An 11,426-nucleotide genomic window follows, 5' to 3' on the forward strand; every position below is an offset into this window, starting at 1 on the left:
GTGTTCGTCCGGGAACTGCACCTGCGTGATTTCCGGTCGTGGCCCCAGGCGGATCTGGAGCTGGGACCGGGACCCACCGTCATCACCGGGCGCAACGGTTTCGGCAAGACCAACCTGATCGAGTCGCTGTTCTATCTGGCGACGATGCGCTCGCACCGGGTGGGTAACGACGCCCCGCTGGTGGCCTCGTCGAAGACGTCGGCGCTGGTCACCGCGACGGTGGAGAACAACGGTCGTGAGCTGACGGCGTCGTTGCAGATCAACGCCGAGGGATCCAACAAGGCCTGGCTCAACACCTCACCGCAGCGTCGCCCGCGGGATCTGCTCGGCGTGTTGCGCACCGTGCTGTTCGCGCCGGAGGATCTGATGCTGGTACGCGGGGATCCGTCGGATCGGCGACGATTTCTCGATGAGCTTGTGGCACAACGTGGTCCGCGCCTTGCGGCCGCCCGGTCCGATTACGACAGGGTGCTCCGGCAGCGCTCGGCGTTGCTCAAGACCGCCGGGTCGGCCCTGCGGCGCGGGGGATCCGACGGTGCATCGGTGCTGAGCACACTGGACGTGTGGGACAGCCAGCTGGCCGATCTCGGTGCGGCGGTCACCGCGGCGCGTATCGACGTGCTCAACGATCTGCGGCCGCATGTCGTCGGGTCGTATGCAGCCATCGCACCGCACTCGCGACCGGCCGATCTGCGCTATCGCTCGTCTGCCGGGGATGCGGTGTTGCCGGCCGACGACGAGCCCGCAGACCCCGAGCACATCGCGTCGGTGCTGCTCGCGGAGCTGGCCCGCGTCCGCGACAAGGAGATCGACCGCGGGCTCTCCCTGGTGGGTCCGCACCGCGACGATCTCGATCTGATCCTCGGCTCGGAGACCGCGAAAGGCTTTGCCTCCCACGGTGAATCGTGGTCTTTTGCGTTGGCTTTGCGACTCGGTTCGGTGGAACTCACACGTGTCGAGGGCATCGAACCGGTGATCATGCTCGACGACGTCTTCGCCGAACTCGACGCCGCCCGGCGCCGCAAGCTCGTCGAGTTCACCGCCGGTGCCGAGCAGCTGCTGATCACCGCTGCCGTCGCCGACGACATCCCCGAGCAGATCGGCGGCCGGCGGATCCGCGTGGAACTCCTCGAAGAGGACGGGGTGCGCCGCTCGGTGATCACCGGCGTCGACGACCTCGGATCCCTCGGGCCCGGATCGGAGATCGTGGGATCCCTCGATGCCGTCCTCGACGGGTCGCAAGAATTGTCGGGGGAGAGCGGGACACTGTCGTCATGAGTGGGGAAACGACGGGCGAGTCGGCAGATCAGCCCACCGAGGCGGGCACCGCCTCGGCCGGGCCGGAGCTCAGTGGTTACGAGCGGGCCCGTAAGGCACTCGAAGAGGCCCGGGCCGCGGCGCGGGCATCGGGGAAGTCGGTCGGTCAGGGCCGGGCGTCGCCGCAGCGGCGGCCGCTGCGCGCCGGTGGGAGTCGTCGGCGGTGGTCCGGCGCCGGACCCGACGGCCGGGATCCGCAGCCGTTCGGCCGGCTGGTCGGCGGTATCGCCCGGGAACGCGGGTGGGAACCGCAGATCGCCGAGGGCACCCTGTTCGGCATGTGGGAGCAGATCGTCGGATCCGACATCGCCTCTCACGCGCAGCCAACCGCCCTGCGCGACAACGTCTTGTCGGTGCAGGCGGAGTCGACGGCGTGGGCCACCCAGCTGCGATACGTGCAGTCACAGATCCTCGCGAAGATCGCCGCGGCGGTCGGTGACGGGGCGGTCACCTCGCTGCGGATCACCGGCCCCAAGGCCCCGTCGTGGCGCAAGGGGGACCGGCACGTGCGGGGTCGCGGTCCGCGCGACACGTACGGCTGAGTCGGGGCCGGAAGGGGCTCCCTCCGCGGATTCACTGCCAGAGACTTTCTCAGCGAGATTTTGGGTACCGACCACGACCGGACCGGCAGTTGACTGAAAAAATCGGTCTGAGCGCGATTGAGCGGCCCCAGATGTGGGTCTGTGCGTGCCTGAGGCAGTACACTGGTGAGAGTTGTCCCGACAGGGGGATCAGCAGCCCGTTGCGGCGGCCGGTATTCGCGGGGGTCCACCACCCGCGTGTCCTGGCGATCGTACGGGCGGTTTTGTGTGCTGATCCCACCTCGCCTGCCGGGCTGGATGAGATCAGAACAGGAGTGGACGCACCTCGTGGCCGACACCAATGACAAGACCGACAGCCCAGGACCGAAGAAGCCGAAGAAGAAGCCGTCTGAGTACGGTGCCGATTCGATCAACATCCTCGAAGGTCTCGAGGCGGTCCGCAAGCGGCCCGGTATGTACATCGGTTCCACCGGTGAACGTGGTCTTCACCACCTGATCTGGGAGGTCGTCGACAACTCGGTCGACGAGGCGATGGCCGGCTTCGCCAGCCGCGTCGACGTCACGCTGCTGGCCGACGGCGGTGTCGAGGTGATCGACGACGGTCGTGGTATCCCCGTCGCGATGCACGCCACCGGTGTCCCCACCGTCGAGGTGGTGCTCACCCAGCTGCACGCCGGCGGCAAGTTCGACTCCGACTCCTATGCGGTCTCGGGTGGTCTGCACGGCGTCGGTATCTCCGTGGTCAACGCGCTGTCGACCAAGGTGGAGGTGGAGATCGCGCGTGACGGCTACAACTGGGCGGAGACCTTCACCGACTCCAAGCCCGGCGAGCTGGTCCAGGGTGATGCGACCCGCAAGACCGGTACCACCGTCCGGTTCTGGCCGGACCCGTCGATCTTCACCGAGACCACCGCGTTCAACGCCGAGACCGTTGCCCGTCGTCTGCAGGAGATGGCCTTCCTGAACAAGGGCCTGACGATCACCCTCACCGACAACCGACCCAAGGCGGTCGAGGTCCCCGGCGATCCCAACGGTGACGCCGAGACCGGCGAGGGCGGCCCCGACACCGCCGAGGCGGTCAAGTCGGAGGAGGAGAAGAAGGTCGCGGCGTCCAAGCCCAAGACGCGTACCTATCACTACCCCGACGGCCTCGTCGACTACATCAAGCACATCAACCGCACCAAGACCGCGATCCACAAGTCGGTCATCGGCTTCACCGGCAAGGGCACCGGTCACGAGGTCGAGATCGCGATGCAGTGGAACGACGGCTACTCCGAGTCGGTGCACACCTTCGCCAACACGATCAACACCCACGAGGGCGGCACGCACGAGGAAGGTTTCCGCGCGGCGCTGACCCGTGTGGTGAATTCCTATGCGCGAGACAAGAAGCTGCTCAAGGAGAAGGATTCCAACCTCACCGGTGACGACATCCGTGAGGGTCTCGCCGCGGTGATCTCGGTGAAGGTCGCTGAGCCGCAGTTCGAGGGCCAGACCAAGACCAAGCTCGGCAACACCGAGGTCAAGAGCTTCGTGCAGAAGGCCTCCGGCGAGCATCTCGAGCACTGGTTCGAGGCCAACCCGGCCGAGGCCAAGGTGATCGTCAACAAGGCGGTCGACTCCGCCCACGCCCGTCTCGCGGCCCGCAAGGCGCGAGATCTGGTGCGCCGCAAGAGTGCAACCGACATCGGCGGTCTCCCGGGTAAGCTCGCCGACTGCCGTTCCAACGATCCCAGCAAGTGCGAGGTCTACCTGGTGGAGGGTGACTCCGCCGGTGGTTCGGCCAAGACCGGCCGCGACTCGATGTACCAGGCGATCCTGCCGTTGCGCGGCAAGATCATCAACGTCGAGAAGGCCCGCATCGACCGCGTCCTCAAGAACGCCGAGGTCCAGTCGATCATCACCGCCTTCGGCACCGGCATCCACGACGAGTTCGACATCAGCAAGCTGCGCTACCACAAGATCGTGCTGATGGCCGACGCCGACGTCGACGGCCAGCACATCTCGACGCTGCTGCTGACCCTGTTGTTCCGGTTCATGCGTCCGCTCATCGAGCAGGGCCACGTCTACCTGGCACAGCCGCCGCTGTACAAGCTCAAGTGGCAGAAGGGCGCCGAGCCGGAATACGCCTACAGCGACCGTGAGCGCGATGCGATGATCGAGGCCGGTGTGTCCTCCGGTAAGAAGATCAACACCGACGACGGTATCCAGCGCTACAAGGGCCTCGGCGAGATGAACCCGAGCGAGCTGTGGGAGACCACCATGGATCCGGCCACCCGGACCCTGCGTCTGGTCACCCTCGACGACGCTGCCGCAGCCGACGAACTGTTCTCCGTGCTGATGGGCGAAGACGTCGTCGCCCGACGCAGTTTCATCGCCCGCAACGCGAAAGACGTTCGCTTCCTCGATGTCTGATCGGTGATCCCGGGAGAACTGCCCGGGCACAGTCGGATTCGACGCGAACACCCATGAAGGAACTCTGATGACTGACACCACCCTCCCGCCCACCGGCGGTGAAGGCGATCGCATCGAACCGGTCGATCTCGGCCAGGAGATGCAGAACAGCTACATCGACTACGCGATGAGCGTGATCGTGGGCCGTGCCCTGCCGGAGGTGCGCGACGGCCTCAAGCCGGTGCACCGCCGACTGCTCTACGCCTCCTACGACGCCGGCTTCCGCCCCGACCGCAGCTATGTGAAGTCGGCGAAACCCGTTGCCGAGACGATGGGTAACTACCACCCGCACGGCGACTCGGCCATCTACGACGCCCTGGTGCGTCTGGCCCAGCCGTGGTCGATGCGCTACCCGCTCGTCGACGGTCAGGGCAACTTCGGTTCCCGCGGCAACGACGGCCCCGCCGCGATGCGGTACACCGAGGCCCGCCTCACCCCGCTGGCCATGCAGATGCTGCGTGACATCGACGAGGACACAGTCGATTTCACCCCGAACTACGACGGCAAGACCAACGAGCCCACGGTGCTTCCGGCCCGTGTGCCCAACCTGCTGATCAACGGTTCCGGCGGTATCGCGGTCGGTATGGCCACCAACATCCCGCCGCACAACCTCAACGAGGTCGCCGAGGCCATCTTCTGGGCGCTCGAGCACCACGACGCCGACGACGAGAGCACGCTCGCCGCGTGTATGGAGCGGATCAAGGGACCGGACTTCCCGACCGCGGGCCTGATCGTCGGTGGCCAGGGCATCAAGGACGCCTACACCACCGGCCGTGGATCGATCCGCATGCGCGGTGTGGTCGAGATCGAGGAGGGCAAGGGCGGGCAGGCGCAGATCGTCATCTCCGAGCTGCCCTACCAGGTCAACCCCGACAACATGATCCAGTCGATCGCCGAGCAGGTGAACGAAGGAAAACTCAAGGGCATCAGCAAGATCGAGGATCACTCCTCCGATCGTGTGGGCCTGCGGATCGTGGTGACGCTGCGTCGTGACGCGGTCGCCAAGGTCGTGCTGAACAACCTGTACAAGCACAGCCAGTTGCAGACCAGCTTCGGCGCCAACATGCTCTCCATCGTCGACGGCGTGCCGCGCACCCTGCGTCTCGACCAGATGATCCGCCACTACGTGAACCATCAGATCGACGTCATCGTGCGTCGCACCCGCTACCGGTTGCGCAAGGCCGAAGAGCGCGCCCACATCCTGCGGGGTCTGGTCAAAGCTCTTGACGCCCTTGATGAAGTGATCGCGTTGATCCGTGCGTCGGCCAACACCGAGGCCGCCCGTACCGGGTTGATGGACCTGCTGGAGATCGACGAGATCCAGGCCGACGCCATCCTGGCGATGCAGCTGCGTCGCCTGTCGGCGTTGGAGCGGCAGAAGATCATCGACGAGTTGGCCGAGATCGAGCGCGAGATCGCCGATTACCAGGACATCCTGGCCCGCCCGGAGCGTCAGCGCGCGATCGTCCGCGACGAGCTCGCCGAGATCGTCGAGAAGTACGGCGACGAGCGTCGGACCAAGATCATCGCCGCCGACGGGGACGTCTCCGACGAGGACTTGATCGCCCGCGAGGACGTCGTCGTCACCATCACCGAGACCGGCTACGCCAAGCGCACCAAGACCGACCTGTACCGCAGCCAGCGGCGCGGCGGGAAGGGTGTGCAGGGCGCCGGCCTCAAGCAGGACGACATCGTCGCGCACTTCTTCGTGTGCTCCACACACGATTGGATCCTCTTCTTCACCACCAAGGGGCGGGTGTACCGCGCCAAGGCCTACGAGCTTCCGGAGGCCAACCGCACGGCCCGCGGTCAGCACGTCGCCAACCTGCTGGCCTTCCAGCCGGAGGAGCGGATCGCCCAGATCATCCAGATCAAGGCCTACGACGACGCGCCGTATCTGGTGCTCGCCACCCGCAACGGTCTGGTGAAGAAGTCGCGCCTGGAGGACTTCGACTCCAACCGGTCCGGCGGTATCGCCGCGATCAACCTGCGTGGCGAGGACGAGCTGGTCGGGGCACAGCTGTGCAGCGCCGACGACGACCTGCTGCTGGTCAGCCACAAGGGGCAGTCGATCCGCTTCCACGCCGACGACGAGGCGCTGCGGCCGATGGGTCGCCAGACCTCCGGCGTGCAGGGCATGCGGTTCAACGACGACGACACGCTGCTGTCGCTCAACGTGGTCCGCGAGGGCACCTATCTGCTGGTGGCGACCTCCGGCGGCTACGCCAAGCGCACCGGCATGGACGACTACCCGGTGCAGGGCCGCGGCGGCAAGGGCGTGCTGACCATCCAGCACGACAAGCGACGCGGGATCCTGATCGGCGCGACCATCGTCGACGACGATTCGGAGCTGTACGCCATCACCTCCGGTGGCGGGGTCATCCGGACCGCGGCCAAGCAGGTCCGCAAGGCCGGTCGCCAGACCAAGGGTGTGCGCCTGATGAACCTCGACGAGGGCACCAGCTTGCTGGCCATCGCACGCAATGCCGACGAACCGGACACCGACGGCGAGTGATCTGACGTCATACGCGAGCCACGATCCCCGGCGCGGGGTCGTGGCTCGCGTTGTGTGACGCCCATAACCGATAGGGTGGACCAGACGGTTCGCCGGGCCTCGCGTCCGCCGGATCGGGGATGAGCAACCGCGGCGAGACGCCGAGTGAGGGAACACCAGTGAGCCAACCGAACGATCCGGACACGAAGTCACCGGCGACACCGGCGTCTGGTGGCGCCCCCGAGGGCCCCGGCGCGCAGGCCGGCCCACAACGCGGTGGCCTGGTGCCGCCGTGGCAGCGTGGCCCGGCAGATGTCACACCCCAGCCCACCCCGCCGCCCGGCGAGGGGGACAAGAACGGCAACGGTGAGCGCCCGGCCGGTCCACCGCCCCGCGGGGTGGTCTCCAGCAGTCCGGCCGCAGGACCCGGAAATGGCGGCCCGGCCGGCACCGGTGGCCCGGGCGGGGGAGCACCCACCAACGGTCAGGTACCGGTCAAGAAGCTCGACGCACCGCAGGTGGGTCCGTCGGTTCCGGCGCCGACCGGCAAGCCCGACGCCAAGGAGCCGCCGCGTCCGCGGTTCACCGAGGTCCCCACCCGCACCATCACGCGGGATCCCTCGGCCGATGAGCAGCTGCCCGATCTGGACCAGATCCACCACGCCGATGTCGCCAAGGCGGCCGCGGCGGCGTCCAACGCCAAGACCGAGACCATCACCCGTCCTGCGCCCACTCAGGTGGGTAAGACGGCGGCCGGGGGAGCAGGGCTGCGTGCGGCCGTCCAGATCCGCCGGCTGGACCCGTGGGCGACGTTCAAGGTGTGCGGCACGCTGGCCGTGATCGGCTTCGTGATCTGGATGATCGCCGTCGCCGTGCTCTACCTCGTCCTCGACGGGATGGGCGTGTGGGAGCAGATCAACAGCTCGTTCGGCACGCTTGTCACCGCCGACAGCACCTCCACCGAGGGCGACATCATCGGGGCAGGATCGGTCTTCGGTTATGCGGCTCTGCTGGGTGTGATCAATTCCATACTCGTCACCGCGCTCGCCACCATCGGCGCCTACATCTACAACATCGTCGCCGACATGGTCGGCGGTCTCGAGGTGACCCTCGCTGATCTGGATTAGTCCAGGTCAGACGGCTGCCGAGGACGCGTTTTGGTTTCTCGGCATGCCGTGGGGTAATGTCTGTCCTCGGTTCAAGGGCCTATAGCTCAGGCGGTTAGAGCGCTTCGCTGATAACGAAGAGGTCGGAGGTTCAAGTCCTCCTAGGCCCACTGCGAATGGATGTACGCATCCGGATACGCACCCAACGTCGGACCCGCGCGACGCGGAAACGGCACGGGGCCTTAGCTCAGTTGGTAGAGCGCTGCCTTTGCAAGGCAGATGTCAGGAGTTCGAATCTCCTAGGCTCCACATCTTCTCTCGCCCGTGCGCATGTCGCATCAGGGGCAGGATCCCCCTCTCCTCGACGGCCACGTTCTCGAGACGGCATCGTCATCACTGTCACCGGACCACAACTCTGGTCGTCCACCGGTGGAGTCGTTCTTCACGAGGTCACCTCATGCGGACTCGCGCCGCGGCTACATTGAGTGCGTGAACGCACCGTCGGACGATCCGGTGTTGGTGTGGCGATGGCTTCCGGCGTTGCTCGCCGCTGTTGCGGCGATCCCCGCCGTGATCGTCACGGCACTCGGATCCGTCCAGGAGGGTGCGGCATTCGCACTCGGGCTGCTGCCGGCCCTGATCGTCGGAATCCCGCCGGACCGGCGTCATCGGGTCGTCCTGCTGATCGCCGCCATGATCGTCGGTCTCCCCATCGCCCTGGGCGCCATGGTCACCTCGATTCCGGTGCTGGCGCTCGTGGTGCTGTTCTTCGTGCCGATCATCGCCACGGTCACCGCCGACCGTCTGCAGCGTCCCCGGGTGTCGATGCTGCTGATCCTGCTGGTGCCGCCGCTGATGGGTATCGGGTTGAGTCTGGACGGCGTCACGGCCGGGCTGCATCTGATGTTGCTGTTCATCGCCGGATGCGCGTTCACCTTCCTGATCGCGCTCGCGGTGCCGCCGGATCGCCTCCCAGCGGCCGCGGCGGACGGTCCGCCACCGCGCATCCCCGGCGTCGCCTACGGCGTCACGTGCGGTCTGGTGGGCGTGATCACCGCCGGGGTCGGGTACCTGCTGGACTTCGACCACATCGGCTGGGCCTGTGCGGCGGCGCTGCTGGTGATGCGTCCGGATCGCGACGTGCAGAACTGGCGGACCGCCGGACGATTCGTGTCGGTGCTCGTGGGGGCCGCCGCCGGTGCCGGGCTGGTCGAGCTGGGCCCGCAGCCCTGGGTCTTTGCGGTGCTGATCTGGATCGTCGTGTGCGCGATCGCCGCGACACGGGGCAGCCGCTGGTACGTGCTGCCGACGTTCACCACGTTCCTGGTGATCGTGTTGCTGAGCTACCCGGACGGTGCACAGGCCGCGGGCCGCTTCGGTGAGCGGGTCGGCGAGACCGTCTTCGGTCTGGTGGTGGCCGCGGTGGCCAGTGGGCTCTTGGCCGTCTGGCACCGAAGCGACGACGCCGGGGAGGCCGCAGCGGCGGCCTCACCCGGCGAGGAAGGCTGATCGGCCCCGGATCGCACACCGTCCGGGATCCCGGACGGTGTGCGGCAATCCTGGGGGGATTTCTCCAGAGTCGTATCGGTACTCAGACCCGCGCTGCGACGTAGCGTGCGGCGTCGAGGGTGTCACCGTTCACCGAGTACAGGACATGCAGGGCGTTCGGTTGCTGAACCGGTGCGCCGTCGCAGACGACGTCACCGGCGATGCAGTACGAGGTGGTCCTGCCGCGGTACTGGGGGCCGACGGCGATCGACGGGGCACCGATGTCCTGGATCCACCGGTCCGACGGGGGTGCGAACAGCACGGCGGCCTTGATCTTCGGTGCGACGGCCGTGGGCAGCGGCTTGGGCACCTGACTGGTGTACTGCTGATACCGCGGCTCGAGCTCGATGCCGGAGGACAGCGTGTACGACGCCACCACGGCGCCCTGCGAGTACCCGCCGACCACGATGTCGGTGTTCGGGCAGTTCCGTGCCAGCGCGGTGATACGGCTCTGCGAGTCACGCACACCGTCGAGGACGCTGTTGATGATCGCCATCCGATTGTTGAAGTTGGCGCTCGCGGGGTAGTCCACCGGATATCCCACCACCGACTTGCCCGGCAACTGGCTGCGGACGGCGGTGACGAAGGAGGTGCCGGTCAGACCCATCGGCGCGCCGTCCTCGGCGGTACCCCGGGCGAAGATCACCTCGACGTCGGGACACGATGCTGCCGCGGCATGCGGTGCGGGACCGACGAGCAAGGCCGTCACCATCGTGATCAGACCGGACAGGACCAGCAGTACGCGCCTCATCATGGGCGTGATGTTACCGGCGAGTCGCTCAGCCGGTGCGACGAACCGTCCCAACCAGTGGCCATATCCGCGAAAAAAGTTGCCGCAGAACAGGTTTCGTTCTAGCCGAGTCCCCACAGCAGCAGGTAGGCGATCAACGCCACCAGGATCGCCACGATATAGGTCCATCCGACGACGATCGCCACCGTGGCGAACGCCGACCCGTACTCCCGCGTCCGCTGGACCTGGCCGCGGGCGCGATAGCCGAGGAACAGTCCGATCGGTGAGGTACAGCCGAGCACCGACAGCACCATCGCCCACACCGACAGCGTGTTGGTGCGGGCCGGGGGCCGTGCGGCGGCGCGCTGAGCGCCCACGGACACCTCCTCGTCGGGTGTGGCGGCCGATCGGGCCGCGTCGGTGGGGGAAGAACTCGGGGTGGCAGGAGACGCAGAAGCGGCAGGCGCAGACGAGGCGGGGGCCAGTGGCGTCAGAGCGGTCTCGGCCTCCTTGCCCACATCGACCGCCGAGTACGCCTGGGGTCGAGGCGCCGACGGTGCATCGCCGGTGCTGCGGGTCGGCGCGTCGGGCGAGCCGGTGGGGGATTCGGCGAGGTTGCGGGTCTCACCGGCCTCCGGTTCCCGCGGCGGGACGGGCGCGCCGGGCGGACCCGAGGGCCGGCCGGTGTTCATCGGCGCAGGTCCACCCGGATGCGGGGCGCGGGGAGGCGGCGGAGGCATTCGCGTACCGGGACCGGACCGGGCACCGGGCGGCGGACCCCCACGCCAGCCGGGCTGGGGTCCTGGTCCGGACTGGAGGCCTGGTCCGGACTGGGGATTCGGGCCGGGTTGAGACGAAGGTCCGGGCCCGCCCTGCGGTGGACCCGGACGCGGGCCCGGACCACTGGGTGCCGGACCGCCTAGCGGGGGCCCACTGGGGCCGGTGGGCGGCAGCGGCCGCGGACCTGGGCCGGTGTTGGACAACGGTGCGCCCGGTCCGGGACCGGTCGGTCCGGGTGAGTTCGGCCCGGGGCCGTTGGATCCTGCACCGAGACCATTGGATCCTGCTCCGGGCGCCGGTGGTCGGGGACCACCGCCGGTGGTCGGCGGACCGGCCGGTCGAGAGGCCGACGGGGCGGGCGGCCTGCCGGGAGCGCCGACACCGGGACCGCCGCTCACCGGGGCGGTCGGCTGTCGCTCCCACGGCGCGGGGACGCTGCCGGACGGGCTGCCGGCGTC

At 67.8% G+C, this 11,426-nt stretch carries 8 protein-coding genes and 2 tRNA genes; 8 read left to right on the top strand and 2 right to left on the bottom strand.

What is annotated here, in order from left to right; translation table 11 throughout:
• The 8 genes from recF (at window position 1) to GD1_RS18255 (ending at window position 9,419) form a co-directional block, all read left to right on the top strand.
• Complete coding sequence (recF, locus tag GD1_RS18220; RefSeq protein ID WP_059039056.1) at window positions 1-1,278, top strand: DNA replication/repair protein RecF; 1,278 nt, start codon at window positions 1-3, stop codon at window positions 1,276-1,278.
• Window positions 1,275-1,859, top strand: coding sequence for a DUF721 family protein (locus tag GD1_RS18225; RefSeq protein WP_059039057.1), 585 nt, complete (start codon window positions 1,275-1,277; stop codon window positions 1,857-1,859). Before recF ends, GD1_RS18225 begins: the two co-directional genes overlap by 4 nt.
• Before the next feature lie 327 nt (window positions 1,860-2,186).
• Window positions 2,187-4,271, top strand: a complete 2,085-nt coding sequence (gene gyrB / locus GD1_RS18230) for a DNA topoisomerase (ATP-hydrolyzing) subunit B (RefSeq protein WP_053777278.1) — start codon at window positions 2,187-2,189, stop codon at window positions 4,269-4,271.
• Between the two features lie 67 nt (window positions 4,272-4,338).
• The gene (gyrA, locus tag GD1_RS18235) at window positions 4,339-6,825 is read left to right on the top strand and encodes a DNA gyrase subunit A (protein ID WP_053777279.1); all 2,487 of its coding nucleotides are present in this window, start codon (window positions 4,339-4,341) and stop codon (window positions 6,823-6,825) included.
• Window positions 6,826-6,983: 158 nt separating this feature from the next.
• Entirely contained in the window at window positions 6,984-7,931 is a 948-nt protein-coding gene (locus GD1_RS18240) for a DUF3566 domain-containing protein (RefSeq protein WP_244882873.1), read from the top strand.
• A gap of 75 nt (window positions 7,932-8,006) precedes the next feature.
• Window positions 8,007-8,080, top strand: a tRNA-Ile gene (locus GD1_RS18245).
• Between the two features lie 66 nt (window positions 8,081-8,146).
• Window positions 8,147-8,219: transfer RNA gene (locus GD1_RS18250), tRNA-Ala, on the top strand.
• A 180-nt stretch (window positions 8,220-8,399) separates the two neighbouring features.
• A complete protein-coding gene (locus GD1_RS18255) occupies window positions 8,400-9,419 on the top strand; it encodes an FUSC family protein (RefSeq protein ID WP_059039059.1) in 1,020 nt (339 codons plus the stop codon).
• A gap of 82 nt (window positions 9,420-9,501) precedes the next feature.
• Here GD1_RS18255 and GD1_RS18260 read toward each other — a convergent pair whose 3' ends face one another.
• Together GD1_RS18260 and GD1_RS25275 are read right to left on the bottom strand one after the other, a co-directional pair.
• Window positions 9,502-10,209 carry a cutinase family protein gene (locus GD1_RS18260; protein ID WP_059039062.1) on the bottom strand — a complete coding sequence of 236 codons (708 nt, stop codon included), beginning with the start codon at window positions 10,207-10,209 and terminating at the stop codon, window positions 9,502-9,504.
• Between the two features lie 101 nt (window positions 10,210-10,310).
• Window positions 10,311-10,880, bottom strand: coding sequence for a DUF4190 domain-containing protein (locus GD1_RS25275; protein ID WP_059039060.1), 570 nt, complete (start codon window positions 10,878-10,880; stop codon window positions 10,311-10,313).
• Between the last annotated feature and the right edge of the window lie 546 nt (window positions 10,881-11,426).

Source organism: Gordonia desulfuricans NBRC 100010 (genome assembly GCF_001485495.1).
Lineage (GTDB): Bacteria > Actinomycetota > Actinomycetes > Mycobacteriales > Mycobacteriaceae > Gordonia > Gordonia desulfuricans.

Coding starts and splice junctions, on each gene's coding strand:
- GD1_RS18225 (WP_059039057.1), top strand. CDS start 1,275: ATGAGTGGGGAAACGACGGGCGAGTCGGCAGATCAGCCCACCGAGGCG.
- gyrA (WP_053777279.1), top strand. CDS start 4,339: ATGACTGACACCACCCTCCCGCCCACCGGCGGTGAAGGCGATCGCATC.
- GD1_RS18260 (WP_059039062.1), bottom strand. CDS start 10,209: ATGAGGCGCGTACTGCTGGTCCTGTCCGGTCTGATCACGATGGTGACG.
- GD1_RS25275 (WP_059039060.1), bottom strand. CDS start 10,880: ATGAACACCGGCCGGCCCTCGGGTCCGCCCGGCGCGCCCGTCCCGCCG.